Below are 20098 nucleotides of genomic sequence, written 5' to 3' on the forward strand. Positions count from 1 at the left end.
GGATCGACGATCGACGGATCCTTCGAACGCCTGTCATTGTCGGGCCTGACCCGGCACGCCTGCCTCGCTTGTCGCGTCGGGCGGGTGACTGCGTCGAAGGGATGTCTGGATTGCCGGGGCGAGCCGGCAATGACAGAGCGCATCTTCCCCGCCCAGAGCGAGCGGGGAAGACGTAGGATGCGCCGCTACTTGGCGTCGTCGATCGCCTTCACCAGTTCATCGACCGCCTGATCGGAGGACGTGATCTGGCCGTGGACGAATTTCGAGACGACGTCCTTGTAGGCATTGGCGACCGCCGGAGGCGCGCCATAGCCTTGGGCGAACGAGCCGAACAGCGTGCCGCCTTCATTGGCGGCCTTAAGGTCGGCGATGCCCTTCTTGCCGCAGGCGTCGAAGTCGGTATCCGGAACGTCGGTGCGCGCGGGAACAGAGCCCTTCACCACATTGAAGGCCGACTGGAAGCTCTTGGAGAGCGTCGCCTTGGCGAGCGCGATCTGGGCGGCCTTGCGATCATCCGGCACGTCGAACATGCCGAACATGTCGGAGTTGTAGATCACTGAGCCGTCCGTGCCCGGGAAGCGGTAGCAGAGGAAGTCTGTGCCGGGCACCTTCTTCGCCGCCACGAACTCGCCCTTGGCCCAATCGCCCATCACCTGGACCAGGGCATCGCCATTGATGACCATGGCGGTGGCAAGGTTCCAGTCGCGGCCCGAGAAGTTCGGATCGACATAGGTCTTGAGCTTGGCAAGATTGTCGAACGACTTCTTCATCGTGTCGGACTTCAGCGCGTCCTCGTCGAGGTCGTTGAAGGCCTTCTTGTAGAATTCGGGACCGCCGGTCGACAGGACGACGCTGTCGAACATCGTCGCTTCCTGCCAGTTCTGGCCGCCGAGCGCGAGCGGCGTGACGCCGGCCGCCTTGGCCTTGTCGAGCAGCGCGATGAAATCATCAAAGGTCTTCGGCTCGGTGCCGCCGATCTTGTCCATCACGGCCTTGTTGATCCAAAGCCAGTTCACCGAATGGACATTGACCGGCGCCGCGACCCATTTGCCGTCATAGACGGCAAACTTCTGCAGAGCGGCTGGAACGGCCTTGTCCCAACCTTCCGCGACGGCTGTCTCCGTCAAGTCGCCCATCTTGCCGGCCTCGGCGTAATCAAGAACCGTATAGCCGAGCATCTGCGAGGCAGTCGGCGGGTTGCCCGCCGCGACCATCGCCTTCAGCGCCGTCATGGCGGCGTCACCACCGCCGCCGGCCACCGGAACGTCCTTCCAGGTATAGCCTTCCGTGGCGAGATCCTGCTTGAGGACATTGAGAGCGGCAGCCTCGCCGCCCGAAGTCCACCAGTGCAGCATCTGCACTTCCTTGACGTCATCCGCATGCGCGGTGAGCGCCGTCGTCGCCAGCATGGCCGCAGCCATCATCAGCTTACGCATCATCATCTCCTCCCGAGTGACGCATCAACCTCGGCCGGGCTCCCTCCAGAGCCGGCCGTCTCCCCGTCAGTCCTCCACCCACCATGAGGTGCGCGGACCCCGATGGAACTGAATTGTTTTGGCCTCCGAAAAATCTTCTACCGCATTCTTGCCCAGCTCTCTACCGATTCCGCTCTGCTTCATGCCGCCGAAGGGCAGTTCGGGATAGCCATCCATAAAGGTGTTGACCCACACCGTACCGGTGCGAACCGAGCGCGCGACGGTCATGGCGGTATCGATGTCGCGCGACCAGACACCGGCCGAAAGGCCATAGTCGGTGAGGTCGGCAAGACGCAGCGCCTCCTCGACGCGCTCGAATTCGAGCACCGACAGAACCGGGCCGAACACCTCTTCGCGCGCGATCGCCATGTCGGGCTTGACGCCGGTCACGACCGTCGGCGTCATGTACTGGCCCGCAGCACTGGTGAGCCCCGCACCGCCGAGCGCGACAGTCGCGCCGTCGGCGGTCGCGTCGATCACGGCATTTTCGATCTTCTTCAGATGCTCGGGCGTGATGATCGCGCCGACCTTGGTAGCGTCGTCGAGCGGGTCGCCGACCTTGACCCGCGCGGCGCGCTTCTCGAAGGCCGCGAGGAAGTCCTTCGCCACCGCCTTGTGAATGATGAGCCGGCTGCCGGCATTGCAGCATTCGCCGGCGTTGAAGAAAGCGCCGAACACGGCGGCATCGACCGCGGCATCAAGATCGGCATCGGGGAACACGATCTGCGCGTTCTTGCCGCCGAGCTCCATCGCCACTTTCTTCAGCGTCGCGCCGGCGGCCTGCACCGTCGCCTTGCCAACCCGCGTCGAGCCGGTGAATGTCACCATGTCGACGTCGCGGTGGGCGACCATATGGGCGCCGACTTCGGGCCCGGTGCCGAGCACGATGTTGCAGACGCCCTCGGGGAGGCCGGCCTGCATCAGGATCTCACCAAGAACGACGGTCGAGGCCGAGGTCATCTCGCTGGGCTTGACCACGGTCGTGCAGCCGGCGGCGAGCGCGAAGGGCAGTTTCTGCGCCACGATCAGGAACGGAAAGTTCCACGGCGTGATGATCGAGACGACACCGACCGGCTCGCGCAACACCACGCCTAGCATGTCGTCGCCGAGATTGGCGTAGCTTTCGCCATGCAGCGTACGTGCGAGCGAGGCAGCATAGCGCCAGATATCGGCGGCGCCGGCGATCTCGCCACGCGCCTGGCTGATCGGCTTGCCGCTCTCGATCGCATCGAGGCGCGCGATCTCCTCGCGCCTCGCGTCGATGAGGTCGGCAGTCTTAAGCAGCACGGCGGCGCGATCGGCCGCCTTCATGCGAGGCCAGGGCCCGCGATGAAAGGCGCGGCGGGCAGCCGCCACGGCGCGCGCGACATCCGCCTCCGAACCGAAGGCGTAGCGGCTGACGACGATGCCGTGGCCGGGGCTGACACGCTCGCCCTCGAGCCCGACCTCGCCATCAGTCCACTTGCCGTCGATCAGCATCTGGTAGCGGCGGGGGCCGCTGGTCGCCTCAGCGAGACGCGCCGGATCGATGTGAAGGGTCATGTCAGCAATCCTCAAAACGGGGGGCGCGCTTCTCGCGGAAGCTGGCGGCGCCCTCTTTCAGATCCTCGGTGAAGGCTGCGAGCGCACCGGCGACGGATTCGATTGCCGCCGCCTGCTCTTCGCCCTCGGCGGCGTTGATCAACTGCTTGGTGACCTGGACCGCCACCGGGCCGCGCGCAGCGATCGACGTCGCCAAGGCCTTGGCGGCCGCGAGCCCCTCGCCTTTTGGCACGACCTTATCGACGAGCCCGAGCGCCAACGCCTCCTCGGCCCCGAACATCTCGCCGCCGAGCGCCATCCGCTTGATGACGCGCGAGCCGAAGCGGCGCACGAGGCGTTGCGTGCCCGACCAGCCCGGCACCATGGCGAGTCCGGTTTCCGGCAGGCCGATGCGGCCATGCGCCTCCATCACGATCAGGTCGGCCGTCGCGGCGAGTTCCAGCCCGCCGCCGAAGGCATGACCGTTGAGGCAGGCGATCAGCGGCTGACGCAGGCGCGCGAGGCGATCGAACACGCGGTGGCCATTGCGGATCCAGTCACGCATGAAGGTCACCGGATCGAGCCCGGCCCAGGCGGCAATATCGCCGCCGGCGGAGAAGGCCTTCTCGCCCGCCCCGGTGATAATCGCAGCGCGCACGGCGCGGTTCGCCTCGGTCGACGCTACGAAGGCTTCGATCGCGTCGATCATCGCCTGATCGAGCGCGTTCAGCTTTTCCGGCCGGTCGAGCGTCAAGATCGCGATCGGGCCATCGATCTCGTTGCGGATGCGCGTTTCAGCCATGATGGGCTTCCTCAAGCGCGAGGCCGATCTTTGCCGGATGGTAGAGTCGGTCGGGCGTGCGCTTCAGGTCATTCGCTACCCGAAGAGGGAATTCTGCCTGGCCGAGAATATCGCGCTCCAGATCGAAGCCCGGCGCGATCTCGATCACCTCGACGCCCGCAGGCGTCAGCCGCATGACGCAGCGCTCGGTGACATAGAGAATCTCCTGTCCCTGCGCGACAGCGCGTCGGCCCGAGAAGGAGACGTGCTCCACCTCCGGCACGAGCTTCTTGACCTTGCCTTCCTTGACGATCTCCACCGTGCCGTTCTCGATCGCGAACTTAGCGCCGGCATTGAAATAGCCGGAGAAGATGATGCGCTTGGCCCGCGCGGTGATGTCGACGAAGCCGCCGGCTCCAGCCGTCACATGCGGCCGTGCGGAGAGGCGTGAGACATTGACCGAGCCCGACGCATCGATCTGCAGGAAGGAGAGCAGCGAGCAATCGAAGCCCCCGCCCTGGAAATAGACGAATTGCTGCGGGCTCGGCACGATCGCCTCGGCATTCGAGGCGCAGCCGAACTGGAAATCGAGGAGCGGCACGCCGCCGACGGCGCCCTGCTCGATGACCCAAGTCACGTCGCCATGCCGGCCTTCCTCGATCAGGATGCGCGGCACATTGGCGGAGATGCCGAAGCCGATATTGACCGCCCAGCCCGCCTTCAGCTCCAGCGCGACGCGGCGGGCGATGACCTTGGCGATGTCGAAGGCGGGAATGTCGAAGCTCTCGAGCGGGCGCGAAATCTCGCCCGAGATCGCCGGCTCATAGGCGGTCTGGCAGGTCTGCCACTGGTCGGGCGCGACGACGACATGGTCGACGAGAATGCCGGGCACATGCACGGCCAGCGGTTTCATCGTGCCGGCTCGCGTCAAGCGCTTCACCTGCGCGATCACGATGCCGCCATTGTTGCGCACGGCCATCGCCTGATCGAGCGGGCCGAGATAGGCGCCCTCATGCTCGAAGGTAAGATTGCCGCGCTCGTCGGCCGTCGTGGCGCGGATGATGGCGACGTCGGGCACGATGCAGGGGAAGAACAGCCATTCCTCGCCGCGGAAATCGAGAACCTCGACAACCGGGGCTGCTTCGGCCGCGGCGTTCATCGCGCAGCCATGGCGGCGGGGATCGGCGAAGGTATCGAGGCCGACCTTCGTGATGACCCCGGGCCGTTTCGCCGCCGCCTCGCGATGCATGTCGAACAGGATGCCCGAGGGGATGTTGTAGGCCGGAATGGCATTGTCGCCGACCATCTTCCAGATCGCCGGCGGCTCGGCTGTCGACGGACCGGAGGGATAGGAGCCGGCGAGGATGCGCCCGAGCAAGCCGGGCTTCGCGACATGATCGATGCCCTTGACGCCATACATGTCGCCGGCGGCGATTGGATGCAGCATCGTCAGGTTCTTCGGATGACCCGTGGCGTCGAATTGCGCGCCGATCGCCGCCAGCGTCGCGTCCGGACAGCCAAGCGCGCTCGCCGAGGAGACCGTGACGACGGCATCGTCCTTGATGAGAGCCGCGGCTTCGCTGGCTGTGATGACCTTCGACGCCATGCTCAGAGCCCCGTCTCCACAGCGACGCGCGCGCCGGTCCGCGCCGCCTCGGCAACTGCGAGGCCGAACGCGAGCGAGCGGATGCCGTCCTCGCCGGTCGCAGCCGGCTGGCCCTCGCCGCGTGTGGCCGCATGGAAAGCGCCGAGCGCGCGGACATAGAGGTCGCCGCGATCGAAATCGAGCGCATGCTCGCCGTTGTTGTCGCGCAGCACCACCGAGCCGATCGGCTTCTGGGTCATGACATCGCGCGCGATCAGCGAGCCCTCGGTGCCATGCACCTCGAAACCGGTGCCGGCATATTTGGATGTGAAGGCATCGTGCGTCTGGGCGATCAGGCCGGAGCGGAAGCGCGCTGTCGTCATCACCGCATCCGCGAGGCCACCCTCGGCCATGCCGGCCGACTGGGTCAGCGCCTGGACGCTTTCGGGCTCGTCGCCCAGAACGAAGCGCAGCGTATCGGCGTCATGCACGGCGATGTCGAGAATGACACCGCCGCCGGCAGCCGGCGCGTTGATGCGCCAGCCTTGCAGGAACGGCGGCAGATAGACTGCGTGGAACACCCGCGCCGCCAGAGGCTTGCCAATGCGCCCTTCAGTGATCGCAGCCCGCATCGCGCGATGCGCGCCAGCATTGCGCAGGTGATGGTTGGTCGCGAACACGACGCCGGCCGCCTTGGCGGCATTCACCATCGCATGAGCATCGGCCAGCGCCAGCGCCAGGGGCTTCTCGCAGAGGATGTGCTTGCCGGCCTTGGCCGCGGCAAGCGCCTGGTCGCGATGCAGCTCGTTGGTCGTCGAGATATAGACCGCGTCGATATCATCGCGCTCCAAGAGCGCCGCGAGGCTGTCCGTGCCGGAAGGGATGCCGTTTGCGGCCGCATAGTCGTTGGCGCGCCCGGCATCGGAGCTCATCACCGACAGCACCTCGCCGCCATTTTGGCGGATAGCGTTGATGACATGCTCGCGGGCGATATTGGAGGCGCCGATGAGGCCCCATCGGATCGTGGTCATGGCTGTCTCCTGGATGTGGCGCCGCAACTCGCCCTCACGACGAGATCGACATCGCTGACGAACTCCTCCGGCCGCGTATCGCCATGGATCATGCGCAACACCTGATGCGCCGCCCGCTCGCCGAGTGCGCCGGTATCGACATGCACCGTCGTGAGCGGCGGATTGGTGTGGCGCGCCTCGGCGACATCGTCGAAGCCGACGAGTGCGAAGTCGCGGCCGGCGGCAAGCCCGCGCCGCTCGAGGCCCGAGAGCACGCCGAAGGCGACGACATCGTTGAAGCAGAGCGCGGCCGTCGGCGGCTCGGCCATGTCGAGCACATGGCCGATCGCGTTGAGGCCGCAGTCGCGATTGGGCGGCCCTTCGATGACCAGCGCGCGGTCGAACGTGATGCCGGCGGCCGACAGCGCGGCTTGGTAGCCGCCGCAGCGATCATTCTGGGCGATCATGTCCGAATAGCCGCCGAAAAAGGCAATGCGGCGATGACCGAGGGCGATGAGATGCTCCGTCGCCCGCCGCGCGCCGCGCAAATTGTCCGGCGTGACGGACGAGAATTTCGGTCCGGCGAGACGGCGCATGGCGAGCACCGTCGGCACGCCGAGCTGCGCCAGCGCCTCGATATCGGCCGGACGCGTGCCGCGTGCCGGGCAGATGATCAGGCCGGCGATGTCATGCTCCGACATCGAGCGCAGCACTTCGCTCTGGCGCTTCGCATTCTCGATCGTGTTGGCGATGAACGGAATGTAGCCGGCGGCATGGAAGACGCGCTCGATGCCGACGGCAAGCTCGGCGAAGAACGGGTTGGCGAGATCATTGATGACCATGCCGACGATGTTCGAGCGCGAACCGCGGAGGTTCGCTGCGCCGCGATTGTAGACATAGCCAAGCGCCTCGATCGCCGCATTGACCTTATCGCGCGTCTCGGCCTTCACCAGTGGGCTCGCCTGCAGCACGAGCGACACCGTCGACTTCGAGACGCCGGCATGGCGGGCGATGTCGATCATCGTGATGCGTGAAGCGGTGGCTGGCGTTTCCCGGGCGTTCATGGATCGCTGTCGATCTCTGTTTTTGGAACGTTCCAGTTCTCTATGCCGAGATCGCAACCACGTCAAGAGATCGCCGTTAGCTGGAAATCCAGCCTTTAGGCTAAATGCGTCACTTTAGCCGCAAGGCGACCACAGATTTTTTGGATCGTTCCATAAACAGAGAACCCGGACGACCCGCCGATGGCAGGGCGTCCGGGCGAAACCTATTCGGCGGCGATCCGCATCGCCGCCGCGTGCTCGGCGGCTGTGGCGTCGGCTGCGGAGCTGGCTGCCGCCGCAGGATGCGCGTCTTCGGCGGTGTCGCCGGCTTCCTCGCGGCGGTTCGGCTTGACGATCCAGTGGAACAGCCCGGCGATGCCGCGCGAGACGTCGTCCATGACCGAATAGACCGAGGGGATGAACACCAGCGACAGTACCGTCGAGACGAGGAGGCCGCCGATCACCGCAATCGCCATCGGCGCGCGAAACTCGCCGCCCTGGCCGACGCCATAGGCGGCTGGCAGCATGCCGGCAGCCATGGCGATGGTGGTCATCACGATCGGCCGGGCACGCTTGCGCCCGGCATCGATCACAGCCTCGGTCTGCTCCATGCCGTGCTTCTCACGCTCGACCGCGAAATCGACCAGCATGATCGCATTCTTGGTGACGATGCCCATCAGCATGAGTATGCCGATGATGACCGGCATCGAGAGCGCGTTGTTGGTGAGGAGCAGCGCCGCGACCACGCCGCCGACCGAAAGCGGCAGCGAGGCCAGGATAGTGATCGGCTGGATCACGCTGTTGAAGAGCAGGATCAGCACCACGAACACCATCATGATGCCGGCGCCCATCGCCACGGCGAAGCCGGAGAAGACTTCACCCTGGATTTCAGCATCGCCGGTATCCTGGATGCGGACGCCCGCGGGGAAGTCCTTGACCACCGGCAGCGCCTTGATGCGATCGAGCCCCTGCCCCGACGTATAGCCGGGCGCCATGTCGGTACCGACCTTGACCAACCGCTCACGATCGTAGCGCTCGATGGTCGACGGTCCCTGACCGAAGCCGATATCGGCAACGGTCGAAAGCGGCACCGAGCCACCGGAACCGGTTGGCACGCGCAAGGCGGAGAGCAACGAGAGATCGCCGCGCGACCCTTCCTTCAATTCGACGCGGATCGGGATCTGCCGGTCGCCAACGGTGAACTTGGCGAGCTGACTGTCAGCATCGCCCATGGTGGCGACGCGGACGGTTTCCGAGATCGCGCTGGTGGAGATACCAAGATCGGCTGCCTGATCGGCCTTCGGGTTGATCCGGATCTCCGGCCGGGCGAACGAGGCCTGCGCCGCAGGATTCGAGAAGATCGGATCCTTGCGCATCGCGGCTTCGAGATTACTCGCGGCGGCCGTCACGGCGTCGCCGTCGCGGCCGAGGATACCGACTGTCGCCTCGCGATCGCCACGCTCATTCATGAAGAAGGCACGGATGTCGGGGATGCTGGCGAGCGCATCCTGCACCACGAATTGCAGGTCCTTCTGGCTCGGCCGGCCGCTTTCCTTCGGCGTCAGGTTGAGGATGACCGTGGCGCGGCGTTTTTCCAGCGTACCGGTCGGCGAGGTGCCGCCCATCACGAAGACGCTTTCGACGCCATTGATCTTGCCGAGCGTTGCCGAGATCGCGTCGCTGACGCGCGTGGTCTCGTCGAGGCGTGCGCCGGGCGGCAATTCGACCGAGGTGACGATGCGGCCCTCGTCGACCGGCGGGATGAAGCCGGTCGGAAGATATTGCGTGGCATTCATCGAGACGAGGAAGAAGGCGATGCCGGCCGCGATCGTGACGAGCGGCATCACCGGAACGCGCAACCGGACCGGACGCTTCACGCCTTCTTCGAGCCGCGTCGCGAAGGGCACGCGAATGCGCGGCCGCCAGAGCGTCGCGCGCAGCAGCCCGGTATAGAGCCGCATGATGAAGCCGTCTTCATGCTCCTCGGGATGCGGACGGCCGAGCCAGGTCGTGAAGGCTGCAACGGCGAGCACGACAGCCAGCGTGCCGCCGATGACGAGCGCCCAGCCACTAGCTGCGAGCTTCGCCGCCAAACCATCAAGCGCGGTCAGCGGCGCCCACCAGGCGGCGGCCGGCCCGGCGCTTTCAACCAGCATGAGCAAGGCAAGGAACAGAATACCGACCAGGGCAAGCGCACCGACGCGGCGGCGGAAGGTCGGCCAGACGCCTCGATAGACTTTGCGTCCATCGCTGCCATCGCCCGCATAGGGCACGCGCATGAAGAACGCGGCCATCATCGGGGTAATCAGTCGTGCGACCAGCAGCGAGAAGAACACGGCGATCGCGACGGTGAGACCGAACTGCTTGAAATACTGGCCGGCAACACCGCCCATGAAGGAGACCGGCGCGAAAATCGCGATGATCGTCGCCGAGATCGCGATGACCGCGAGGCCGATCTCATCGGCCGCCTCCAGCGCCGCCCTGTAGGGCTTTTTGCCCATGCGGGTGTGGCGGACGATGTTCTCGATCTCGACGATCGCATCGTCGACGAGAATGCCGGTAACGAGGGTGATGCCGAGCAGGCTGATGAGATTCAGCGAGAAGCCGAGCATCGACAGCGCCCAAAAGGTCGGGATCGCCGAGAGCGGCAATGCGATGGCCGCGATCAGCGTCGCGCGGATGTCGCGCAGGAACAGCAGCACGACGAGGATCGCCAGAAGCGCGCCCTCGACGAGCGTGTCCATCGCGCTCTGATAGTTGCCATAGGTGTAGTAGACGCTGTCGTCGATCCGCGAGAAGCCGATATCGGGATGAGCCGCCTGGAGCGTCGCAACCTCGGCCTTGACCACGTCGGACACAGATGCGTCGCTGGCGCCCTTGGCACGGTAAATGGCGAAAGCGACGACCGGCTTGCCGTCGAGCCGTGCATAGGACTTCGGTTCCTGATAGCCGTCGACCAGCGTTCCGAGATCGGAGAGCCGCACCTCGCGTCCACCGCTCAGCACGATGCGGGTCGCGGCGAGCTCATCGAGGTTAGGAGCATTGGCCAGCGTACGGATCGTCTGCTCCTGGCCGCCGACTTCGGCCTTACCGCCGGAGAGATCGACATTGGTCGCCTTGAGCTGCCGGCTGACCTCGGCCGCCGTGACGCCGAGCGCCATCAGGCGGTCCGGGTCGAGCCGAACCTGGACTTCGCGCGTGACGCCGCCCATGCGTTCGACGCGGCCGACGCCCTTGAGTCCCTGCAGGTCGCGGATGATGGTGTCGTCGACGAACCAGGACAATTCCTCCGCCGTCATCGTCGGCGCGGTGACGGCATAGGTCTGGATCGACTGCCCCTCGACGTCGATGCGCTGGACGATCGGTTCATCGATCGAGCCCGGCATATCGCTGCGGATCTTGGCGATGGCGTCTTTGACGTCGTTGAGCGCCCGATCGGTGTTGATCTCGAGACGAAACTCGACCGCCGTGGTCGAGGAACCATCCGTGACCGTCGAGGTGACATGCTTGACGCCGGATATGCCGGCGATGGCGTCCTCGACCTTCTTCGTCACCTGCGTCTCGAGCTCGGCCGGGGCCGAGCCGACATCAGTGACCGTCACCGAAATCACGGGCACGTCGATGTTGGGGAATTTTGTGATCGGCAGATGGAAGAACGAATAGAGGCCGAGTGCCATCAGCACGACGAAGAGGAGGATCGGCGGGACCGGATTGCGGATCGCCCAGGCGGAGAAGTTCCAGTTCATCCCTTCGCTCCCTGAGCCGACGCCAGCACCGGCGTCACCTGATCGCCGTCGCGCACGAATGTGCCGGCCCTGAGGATGACGTCCTCGCCCTCGGCGACGCCGGAGCGGATCTCGACGACGCCGTTGCCGGAAATCCCGGTGACGAGCGCACGCGTCTCCACCTTGCCGTCCTTGACCACCTGCGCCGTCGGCTTGCCGTCGAGCGTGACGATCGCCGACTGCGGCAGCATCACGCCGGCATGCCGGGCGATCTCGACGGTGCCGCGCGCGAAAGCTCCGGCATTGACCTTGGCATCGGGCGCCAACGCGACGCGAACGCGCCCGAGCCGGCTCGTGCTGTCGATTCGCGGAGCGACCAGACGCACCTTGCCCTCGATGACGGCGTCGATGCCGGCGGAGTGGATCTCGACAGGCTGGCCGATGGCGATCCGCGCCAGCGCCGTCTCGGGCACCTGCGCCTCCATCTCGATGGCGCCATCCTCCGCAATGCGGAAGAGTGGCTCGCCGCCTCCCGAGACGATCGCGCCGATACGGGCGTTGCGGGAGAGCACGATCCCGTCGGTCGGCGCCTTGATCTCGGTCTTGGCAAGCCGCAGCTCCAGCTCGCGGCGGAGCGCTTCTGTCAATGCCTTGTCCGCCTCTGCGACGGCAAGCCCTTGCTCGGCGGCGGCACGGCGCGCGGTCGCGGCGCCGGCCAGCGAGCGGCGCTGGTCGAGGACACTCGTGGACGCGAAGCCCTTCTCCTGCAGCGACGTGCCGCGCTCCAGAGAGGACTTGGCCTCCACCTCGGTCGCGACGGCTTCGGCGATCTGGCTCCTGGCCTGCGCGATCGCGGCATCGTTGCGAGCGAGCGAAGATGCATTCTGCGCGAGCAGCACTTCGAGTGTATCGGTCGAAAGACGAGCGAGAACCTGGCCGGCCTTGACCCTGTCGCCTTCCTCGACGAGCAGTTCGGTCAGGCGGTAGCCGTCGAGATCGACGCCCACCAGCACCTCCTCGCGGGGCACCAGTGAACCGACGACGGTCTCCGTCTCGACGACTTCGCCACGGGCGGCGGGCGCAACCGTGATGGCCGGCGGCCGCGCGACAGCCGCGGGCGCAGCGGCCTCGGCACCGAAGGCGGCCGGTGCCGACAGCAGTGTGATGCAGGCACCGGCGAGGAAGGCTGCGAGGGCGGCCGATGCCGCGAGGCGGATTTCAAACTTCATCTCTGTCCGCCGCTCACGCAGCGCCTTCTCGAAACAGGGGCATGGGCGATCGGGGATCGCGCGTTATGCATTCAGGCGGTGATCTGCAAGACGCCGGCAAGCATCCGGCGGAGGACAGGTTCAATGCGGGCAAGGGTCAGGTCCGGGTCGGCGATCTGGCGCAGCGCGATGCCGTCGACAGCCGCCATAAGCAGGCCGATGGTCGCGTTCATGTCGTCGATCGGCGGAATTTCGCCCGCAGCGACTGCCTCGGACAGAATGTCGTCAATCGTTGCGCGCACCTTGTCGTCGATGCGGGCGAAGCGCTGACCGATGGCGGTGTTGCGCAGGCTCTCGGCGCTGATTTCGGCCATCAGGCTCGATGCACCCGCTTCGCGCATAAACGCGAAATAGCCTATGGAACAGGTGACCATGCGATCGAGCAGGGGCGCGTCGCCCCGCATCGTTTCGACGATCGCGGCAGCGTCGCAGCGTTCATCCTCGGCGATTGCCTCGATGATCGCTTCCTTGGACGGAAAATAGCGATAGAGCGCGCCGGGGCTCATCTTTGCCTCGGCACAGATTTCCTGCATCGAAGCACCGCGAAAGCCGGAACGGGCGAAGCAGACACGCGCGGCGTCGAGCACCTGGGCGCGCCGCGCTTCCTGCGCGTTTACCACCCGCTCAGCCGGATCTATCGCCACCATCGTCGCCATAACGGACCCCTGCGCTTCGTGCGAATGAACATTCGCTCGCATGAAGTGGGCAAGGGAGGTGGCAGAGTCAAGCCGACATGTTCGGAAATGTAGGGGGCGTCACATCGAACCAATGCGACGCCGCTTCAGAAGCATCAGGCCGGGATGAGCTGGTCGACCGCCGCCATGACGCCGCGCAGTTCGGCAAGGCCCTTCAGGCGACCGATGCAGGAATAGCCCGGATTGACCCGCATGCCCGCCTCGACCTTGGTGATGTCGTCGACGAGGAGATGGCCGTGATCCGGCCGCATGGGGATCTCGGCATCCGCGCGGCCTTCGGCCCGGCGGCGGCGTTCCTCGCGGGTCAGCGCCACGATCAGCTTCACCATGTCTGTGCTGCCTGCGAGGTGATCGTCCTCGAAGAAGGAGCCGTCTGCCTCGCGCGTCACATTGCGCAAATGAACGAAATGAACGCGGCTGCCGAATTCCTCCGCGATCGCCGGCAGGTCGTTATCGGCCCGCGCGCCATAGGAGCCGGAGCAGAGCGTCAATCCGCTCGCTGGAATATCGACGGCCGAGAGGATGGTGCGGACATCCGTGCTCGTCGAGACGACCCGCGGCAGGCCGAACAACGAGAAGGGCGGGTCATCGGCGTGGATGCCGAGGCGCACGCCGAGTTCCTCGGCAAGCGGGGCGACTTCCTTCAGGAATTCAATCAGGTGATCGCGCATCTCGGCATCGCCGAGGCCATCGAACCGAGCGATCTGGCGGGCGATGCCCTCGCGCGAATAGCTGTCCTCGCCGCCAGGGAGTCCGGCGATGATGTTCTTTTCGAGCCGCGTGATCGCCGCTTCATCCATGGCCTTGACGCGGCGTTCGGCTTCCGCGAGCAGCGCGGCGTCATAGCCGGCGGCGGCGTTCTTCCGCTTCAGGACGAACGCGTCATAGGCGACGAAATCCGGCATGTCGAAACGCAGCGCATAGCCGCCAGTCGGCCGGCGGAACATGAGATCGGTGCGCGTCCAGTCGACCACCGGCATGAAGTTGTAGCAGATGACGTTCACGCCGCCCTTGGCAAGGCTGGTGAGGCTGGTCTTCCAGGCGTCGATCTTCTCGCGATAGGCGCCGGAACGGAGCTTGATCTCGGAGGGGACGGGGATCGACTCGCAGACGCTCCAGCGCAGACCTGCCTTTTCGATGATGGCCTTGCGCTCCAGGACGTCTTCGAGCGTCCAGGCGCGGCCGTCATAGATGTGATGCAGCGCCGTGACGATGCCGCTGGCCCCGGCCTGCTTGACATGATCGAGCGTCACGGGATCTTCCGGCCCGAACCAACGCCAGCACTGTTCCATATCGTTTTTCCTCCCTCATACAGGCCATAACCCATAATCGGGGCAGCGCGCCTGTCCAGCGCTTTTCAGCGCCATGCCACAGCGTCAGTGGAAGTCGCGCGACTTCGGGATGATGCGGGCATTGCGCGGATGACCGGCTGTGCGCGGGTGTTGCGGGTGAACGAATTCATCGGCGCGCGAGAGCTGGAGATTGGGCTTCCGGTCTTCCGAAAGGCGCGCGAGATCACTTGTGCGATCGACAAGTCGGTCGGCGACAAGATGGATGATGCCTTCCGGGCTTTTCTGGATCCGCCCCTCCACCAGCACCAGCTTGGCGCCCAAAATGGTGCGGCGGAATTTGTCGAAAAGCCGCGTCCAGACGACGATATTGACGATGCCGGTCTCGTCTTCCAGCGTCATGAACACGACGTTTCCCTTGCCGGGCCGCTGGCGCACCAGAACCACGCCGGCCATGCGCGCCTTTGCGCCATCGGCAAGCGCCGTGGTGTCGGCCGCCGAAAGGATGCCCTCTCCGGCAAGGCGCGCGCGCAGGAAACTCATCGGATGTGCCTTCAGCGACAGGCGCAGCGTCTGGTAATCGGCGACGACATGCTCGGAGAGCGGCATTTCGGGCAGGGGACGATCCTCCTCCCTGCCAAGCTCGGCCGCATCCGCAGCGGCGAACAGCGGCAGCGCCGGTGCGCCCGGCAGGCGGCGCACGCTCCAGAGGCCGGCCCGGCGGTCAAGCCCGAGCGAGCGCAGCGCATCGGCATCGGCGAGCCGCTCGTAGGCCCGGCGCTCCAGGCGTGTATGGCGGACGAAGACGTCGAAGCTTTCGAAGCCCGGACCGCGCACCGCCGCGATCCTCTCGGCCCAATCCTCGCGGAAGCCGTCGATCTGGCGAAAGCCGAGGCGGAGCGCGAGCTGGCCTTCATGCCGCTCGAGCTGGTTGTCCCAAAGGCTCGCATTGACGTCGACCGGCAGCACGACAACGCCATGGTCAGCAGCATCGCGCACGATCTGGGCCGGGGCATAGAAGCCCATCGGCTGGGAGTTCAGCAGCGCCGCCGCGAAAGCTGCCGGATGATAGTGTTTGATGAAGGCGGAGATATAGACGAGGCGGGCGAAGCTCGCTGCGTGGCTTTCGGGGAAGCCATACTCGCCGAAGCCCTTGATCTGGCTGAAACAACGCTCGGCGAACTGTCGTTCATAGCCACGCCGGACCATGCCCTCCACCATCATCGTTTCATATTTGTGCATGGTGCCGTTATGGCGGAAGGTCGCCATCGCGCGGCGCAGACCGTTCGCCTGCTCGGGCGTGAAGCGGGCGGCCACCATGGCGAGCTTCATCGCCTGTTCCTGGAACAGGGGCACGCCGAGCGTGCGGCCAAGCACCTGTTCCAACTCATCCTTCGGGCCATGCTCCGGTGAAGGCGCGGGAAAGCTCACCTCTTCGAGCCCCTGCCGGCGGCGCAGATAGGGATGGACCATGTCGCCCTGGATCGGGCCGGGGCGGACGATCGCAACCTGGATGACGAGATCGTAGAATTTCTTCGGCTGGAGGCGCGGCAACATATTCATCTGCGCCCGGCTCTCAACCTGGAAGACGCCGATCGAATCCCCTTTCTGCAGCATTCCATACACGCCCTCATCGTCCTCAGGGACGGTGTGCAGTTCATAGGCTGTCCCCCCCGCCGCAGCGATCAGGTCGAACGCCTTGCGAATGCAGGTCAACATGCCCAAGCCCAGCACATCGACCTTCATCATCCTGACGGTATCGATGTCGTCCTTGTCCCATTCGATGAAGGATCGGTCCTTCATGGCGGCCGGCCCGCTCGGCACGAGATCGTTGAGGAGGCGTTGCGTCAGCACGAAGCCGCCGACATGCTGGGAGAGGTGGCGCGGGAAACCGCGAAGTTCCTCCGCAAGGGTCACGACGCGCGCGATGGCGGTGTTTTTCGGGTCGAGGCCGGATTCGCGGATATGCCTGTCCTGCACGGCCGAACCCCAGCCGCCACCCCAGACCGTACTGCCGAGCGCGAGGATCACATCCTCGGAAAGCCCCATCGCCTTGCCGACCTCGCGGATGGCGCTCTTGGTGCGATAGGAGATAACGGTGGCGCAGATGCCGGCGCGCAGGCGGCCATAGCGGCGATAGATGTACTGGATCACCTCCTCGCGCCGCTCATGTTCGAAATCGACATCGATATCCGGCGGCTCCTGCCGCTCGGCCGAGACGAAGCGCTCGAAGAGAAGCTGGTGCTGGACCGGATTCACGGAGGTGATGCCGAGACAATAGCAGACCGCGGAATTGGCGGCCGATCCGCGCCCCTGGCAAAGAATTCCAATCTCGCGCGCATAGGCGACGATGTCATGCACCGTGAGGAAATAGGCGGGATAGTTGAGCTTATCGATGAAGGCGAGCTCCTTCTTCAGCGTCGCCTCGACCTCAAGCGGAATGCCATCTGGAAAGCGCTCCCCCGCGCCCCTCCATGTGAGGACCTCCAGATGCTGCTGCGCGCTCATGCCCTGCGGCACGGATTCCGTCGGGTATTGGTATTTGATCTCGTCGAGCGTGAAATGGATGCGCTTCATGAAGCGCATCGTCTCAGCGACGGCCTCGGGCCGATCGCGGAAGAGGCGCGTCATCTCCGCGCCGTCCTTCAGATGACGCTCGGCATTTCCCTCCAGCAGCCGCCCGGCCTTCTCGATCGTCGTCTTTGCTCGGATACAGGTGAGCACGTCCTGCAGCGGGCGCCGCTCGGGCGCGTGATAGAGCACGTCATTGGTGGCGATGAGCGGCAGGCCGGCGGCCTCGGCGAAGGACACAAGCCCTGCGAGACGACGGCGATCGGCGCCACGGCGCGGCATGCTGGCGGCCAGCCAGACGCGGCCGGGCGCCAGCATGGCAATTCTCTCCAGCAGCCCGGCAAAGACGGCGTCCGGATGGTCAGGCGGCATGACGATCATCAGAACGCCCTCGGCATGACGGCCGAGATCGCCGAAGTCGAGATAGCACGCGCCTTTTGGCGCCCGCTTCTTGCCGAGGCTGAGGAGATGGCAAAGCCGCGCATAGGCGGCAAGGTCTACAGGATAAGCGAGGATGTCAGGCGTGCCGTCGCGAAAGCAGAGGCGGACGCCGACGACAAGGCGAAGGCCCTTGGCGCGCGGATTGCCGAATTCCTCTTCGCCCCAGGCGTCATGCGCGCGGACGATGCCGGCGAAGGTGTTGCGATCGGCGATGCCGATGCCGGCAAGGCCCAGCGCTTCCGCTCGAATGATGAGCTCGGCGGCATGCGAACCGCCCTCCAGGAAGGAGAAATTGCTCATGACGCCGAGTTCGGCGAAGGGGTGGCCGCGCGCACTCATGCAAAGAGCCCGTGCAGATACCAGCGCGGGTTCGTCGTTTCCTGGCCGTAGAGCCCTTCGCGATAGAGCCAGAACCGGCGGCCCTCTTGATCCTCCACGCGGTAATAATCGCGGTCGAGCGTGTCGTCGCTCATCCGCCACCATTCCGGCGCGATGCGCTCCGGCCCCTCGGCGCGCGCGACGCGATGCAGCACGCGGCGCCAGCGGAAGCGGAGTGGCGGCCCGTCCGGCACCTCGGCCAGCGCCTCGATCGGCTCGGGCGGATTGAACAGGCTGAGCGGCCGGAGCGGCGGTTCTCCCGCGACGAGATCGGCCTGCCAGCGCACGGCCGGCGCGGCGAGAACCGGCACCGCCCGTGCCCGCCGCTCGGGGATATGCGTATCCTCGGGGACGAAGCGCAGCACATGCTCCGGTCCGAAGCGCGCACCGAGGCGGTCGACGAGATCGGTGAGCGCATCCTCGTCGCGGGCGCGGCCGTCGAGACTGGTCTCGATCTCGTCGAAGGGCTCGGTCGCGAATGTGCCCAAGCGGACGAGATCGAAGCCGAAGCCTGCCTCAAGCGGATCGGAGAGCGCGTCGAGCTTTTCGCGGAACAGGCGGATGAGCGCCTTCGCATCGCGGTTCGGCCGCGATGTCGTGACGACGATGCGGCGGACGAAGCCATCGACGCGGTAGAAGACCGCTTCGAACCGCCGGCCGCCCTCGCCGCGCTTTTCGAGCAACCGAGCGACATCGAGGGCAAGGCCTGCGAGCGTTGCCTCGATATCCTCGGTGCGGGAGACCGGCTCGAAAAAGATGCGCTCAGCCAGCGCCACGGGAACAAGCCGGCGCGGCGAGATCGGATGATGAACGAGGCCGGTCAGCCCGGCGATGCGATCGACGCATTCGGCACCAAAGCGGGCGGCAAGCGGAGCGCGCGGCCGGTCGATGAGGTCGCCGATCGTCTTGAGACCGGCACGGGTGAGCGCGAGGCTACGCGCCGCATCGAGGCCGAGAAGCGTCACAGGCAGGTCGCGCACGGCCAGCGCCTCGCCGCCCGGCGGCACGATCGAACCCGGGCGGGCACGGGCGAGCGCCCGCGCCGCATCGGCCGAGCCGGCGATGGCGATCCGTGCCGAAATGCCGAATGTGTTCAGCCGCTTCAGGCAATCCTCCAGCATCGCTGCCTCGCCGCCGAAGAGATGGGCGACCCCTGTCAGATCGAGCATCAGCCCACCCGGCCCGTCGAGCGCCACCAGCGGCGTGTAGCGGTCACACCAGTCAGCGATGCGCTCCAGAAGCGCGGCGTCGGCGGCAGGATCGGCCTCCGCCACGGCGGGATCAGCGATACGCGCCCGCGCCTCGGCGAGCGTCAGGCCCGGCGCAAGGCCGAGCCGGATCGCCGCTGGATCGCGCGCTGCGATGACGAGCGCGCCCTTCACCTTTTCGGTGATCAGCAGCGGCGCTTCAGCCGGCATGGCGCCAAAGGGCGCGCCCGGCAGCCGGCGCAGCCGGTTCGACGCGAGGCAGGGCATCAGGATCGCGCCGTAGCGTCTCGGTTGCGAAATGGAGGGGTTCAAAGCGTTTCGCATCGCGGTTCCATTCAAGGCGCCAGGGCCCGCCGGGCGGACCATGGCGATGGCGTAGAAGCGTCAGGTCGAAGGCAGGCCGACCCGGCGCATTCATCGGCAACGGCTGCGTCTGGCCCGAGGCGAGCCGCCAGCGCGTCTCGGCGCCGCCGGGCGCCGCCTTCGCGCCGGGACGCAGCAGAATGACGCTGACGCCTGATTGCTCGGCTGCGAGCATCAGGCGGCGCTCGCTGGTCAGGTCGAGCGCCTTCGGGTCGCCATAGAGCTCGACGATCACCGCGCCGAGCGCCGCGCAGCGCGCCACCTCTACGCCGGCGCGCAGGATCGAGGCCGCATCGCCGAGGCGAACCAGGATCAGCCGCGCCGGATCGAGCCCGAGTGCCGCGAGCCCGTCAGGGTGAAGCTCCCCGCTCTCCCGCACGGCGGCTGCGGCTCGGATCCACACCAGCGGCCGCTCGGCCGGTGCGAGGCAGAGCGAAAGCGCCAGTGCGAACCCACCGGCCGCAGCGCTATCGGCAACCGCCGCCGGCAAGATCTCATGCAGAACTCCGGCCGCCAGCCCGCCGCCGATCGCCGCATCGACAGGTCCGTGATCGACCGGGAGACGACGCCCGGCCAGTGGCCGGGTGCCGTCGCCAGCCCGCTCGATCGCCGCCACCTGCCGCCGCAGCGCGTCAACGGTTACCCGTCCGGCCGTCCCCATTCTCGTCACCCTTATTCCATCTCATGAATGTTCATGATTTGTTCCTATAACGACTCCAAGCATGGCAAGAGTCAATCGACGGCG

At 66.1% G+C, this 20098-nt stretch carries 13 protein-coding genes; all 13 read right to left on the bottom strand.

The genetic code is table 11. The features are described 5' to 3' along the window. Positions 1 to 185 precede the first annotated feature (185 nt). The 13 genes from BUB39_RS21495 to BUB39_RS21555 all read right to left on the bottom strand — a co-directional run bounded on the left by BUB39_RS21495 (position 186) and on the right by BUB39_RS21555 (position 20014). Positions 186 to 1439 (bottom strand): ABC transporter substrate-binding protein, encoded by a 1254-nt coding sequence (locus tag BUB39_RS21495; RefSeq protein ID WP_073057888.1) that lies wholly within the window; start codon positions 1437 to 1439, stop codon positions 186 to 188. A 63-nt stretch (positions 1440 to 1502) separates the two neighbouring features. Next, positions 1503 to 3017 (bottom strand): aldehyde dehydrogenase family protein, encoded by a 1515-nt coding sequence (locus BUB39_RS21500; protein ID WP_073057890.1) that lies wholly within the window; start codon positions 3015 to 3017, stop codon positions 1503 to 1505. Position 3018: 1 nt separating this feature from the next. Beyond that, positions 3019 to 3798 (bottom strand): enoyl-CoA hydratase/isomerase family protein, encoded by a 780-nt coding sequence (locus BUB39_RS21505; RefSeq protein WP_073057892.1) that lies wholly within the window; start codon positions 3796 to 3798, stop codon positions 3019 to 3021. Beyond that, positions 3791 to 5383, bottom strand: a complete 1593-nt coding sequence (locus BUB39_RS21510) for an acyl CoA:acetate/3-ketoacid CoA transferase (protein WP_073057894.1) — start codon at positions 5381 to 5383, stop codon at positions 3791 to 3793. The genes BUB39_RS21505 and BUB39_RS21510 overlap by 8 nt, the downstream gene beginning before the upstream one ends. Before the next feature lie 2 nt (positions 5384 to 5385). Beyond that, positions 5386 to 6393 carry a Gfo/Idh/MocA family protein gene (locus BUB39_RS21515; RefSeq protein ID WP_073057896.1) on the bottom strand — a complete coding sequence of 336 codons (1008 nt, stop codon included), beginning with the start codon at positions 6391 to 6393 and terminating at the stop codon, positions 5386 to 5388. After that, entirely contained in the window at positions 6390 to 7436 is a 1047-nt protein-coding gene (locus tag BUB39_RS21520) for a LacI family DNA-binding transcriptional regulator (RefSeq protein WP_073057898.1), read from the bottom strand. Before BUB39_RS21520 ends, BUB39_RS21515 begins: the two co-directional genes overlap by 4 nt. A gap of 203 nt (positions 7437 to 7639) precedes the next feature. Beyond that, complete coding sequence (locus BUB39_RS21525) at positions 7640 to 11161, bottom strand: efflux RND transporter permease subunit (RefSeq protein ID WP_073057899.1); 3522 nt, start codon at positions 11159 to 11161, stop codon at positions 7640 to 7642. Continuing rightward, positions 11158 to 12369: an efflux RND transporter periplasmic adaptor subunit gene (locus BUB39_RS21530; RefSeq protein ID WP_073057900.1), complete on the bottom strand. Its 1212-nt coding sequence runs from the start codon at positions 12367 to 12369 to the stop codon at positions 11158 to 11160. Before BUB39_RS21530 ends, BUB39_RS21525 begins: the two co-directional genes overlap by 4 nt. Before the next feature lie 71 nt (positions 12370 to 12440). Further along, on the bottom strand, positions 12441 to 13064 hold the full coding sequence (locus BUB39_RS21535; protein ID WP_175561925.1) for a TetR/AcrR family transcriptional regulator: 624 nt from the start codon (positions 13062 to 13064) through the stop codon (positions 12441 to 12443). Positions 13065 to 13198: 134 nt separating this feature from the next. Beyond that, a complete protein-coding gene (gene uxuA, locus BUB39_RS21540; protein WP_073057901.1) occupies positions 13199 to 14395 on the bottom strand; it encodes a mannonate dehydratase in 1197 nt (398 codons plus the stop codon). An 84-nt stretch (positions 14396 to 14479) separates the two neighbouring features. Further along, positions 14480 to 17743 carry an error-prone DNA polymerase gene (locus tag BUB39_RS21545; RefSeq protein ID WP_073057902.1) on the bottom strand — a complete coding sequence of 1088 codons (3264 nt, stop codon included), beginning with the start codon at positions 17741 to 17743 and terminating at the stop codon, positions 14480 to 14482. Then, a complete protein-coding gene (locus BUB39_RS21550) occupies positions 17740 to 19257 on the bottom strand; it encodes a DNA polymerase Y family protein (protein ID WP_244540340.1) in 1518 nt (505 codons plus the stop codon). The genes BUB39_RS21545 and BUB39_RS21550 overlap by 4 nt, the downstream gene beginning before the upstream one ends. Then, positions 19190 to 20014, bottom strand: a complete 825-nt coding sequence (locus BUB39_RS21555; protein ID WP_073057903.1) for an ImuA family protein — start codon at positions 20012 to 20014, stop codon at positions 19190 to 19192. Before BUB39_RS21555 ends, BUB39_RS21550 begins: the two co-directional genes overlap by 68 nt. Between the last annotated feature and the right edge of the window lie 84 nt (positions 20015 to 20098).

The sequence above is a fragment of the Kaistia soli DSM 19436 genome, assembly GCF_900129325.1.
GTDB classification, from domain to species: Bacteria; Pseudomonadota; Alphaproteobacteria; order Rhizobiales; family Kaistiaceae; genus Kaistia; species Kaistia soli.

Bases quoted from the DNA above. Each gene is read 5' to 3' on its own strand.
- BUB39_RS21495 (WP_073057888.1), bottom strand. From the start codon at position 1,439: ATGATGCGTAAGCTGATGATGGCTGCGGCCATGCTGGCGACGACGGCG.
- BUB39_RS21500 (WP_073057890.1), bottom strand. From the start codon at position 3,017: ATGACCCTTCACATCGATCCGGCGCGTCTCGCTGAGGCGACCAGCGGC.
- BUB39_RS21505 (WP_073057892.1), bottom strand. From the start codon at position 3,798: ATGGCTGAAACGCGCATCCGCAACGAGATCGATGGCCCGATCGCGATC.
- BUB39_RS21510 (WP_073057894.1), bottom strand. From the start codon at position 5,383: ATGGCGTCGAAGGTCATCACAGCCAGCGAAGCCGCGGCTCTCATCAAG.
- BUB39_RS21515 (WP_073057896.1), bottom strand. From the start codon at position 6,393: ATGACCACGATCCGATGGGGCCTCATCGGCGCCTCCAATATCGCCCGC.
- BUB39_RS21520 (WP_073057898.1), bottom strand. From the start codon at position 7,436: ATGAACGCCCGGGAAACGCCAGCCACCGCTTCACGCATCACGATGATC.
- BUB39_RS21525 (WP_073057899.1), bottom strand. From the start codon at position 11,161: ATGAACTGGAACTTCTCCGCCTGGGCGATCCGCAATCCGGTCCCGCCG.
- BUB39_RS21530 (WP_073057900.1), bottom strand. From the start codon at position 12,369: ATGAAGTTTGAAATCCGCCTCGCGGCATCGGCCGCCCTCGCAGCCTTC.
- BUB39_RS21535 (WP_175561925.1), bottom strand. From the start codon at position 13,064: ATGGCGACGATGGTGGCGATAGATCCGGCTGAGCGGGTGGTAAACGCG.
- uxuA (WP_073057901.1), bottom strand. From the start codon at position 14,395: ATGGAACAGTGCTGGCGTTGGTTCGGGCCGGAAGATCCCGTGACGCTC.
- BUB39_RS21545 (WP_073057902.1), bottom strand. From the start codon at position 17,743: ATGAGTGCGCGCGGCCACCCCTTCGCCGAACTCGGCGTCATGAGCAAT.
- BUB39_RS21550 (WP_244540340.1), bottom strand. From the start codon at position 19,257: ATGCCCTGCCTCGCGTCGAACCGGCTGCGCCGGCTGCCGGGCGCGCCC.
- BUB39_RS21555 (WP_073057903.1), bottom strand. From the start codon at position 20,014: ATGGGGACGGCCGGACGGGTAACCGTTGACGCGCTGCGGCGGCAGGTG.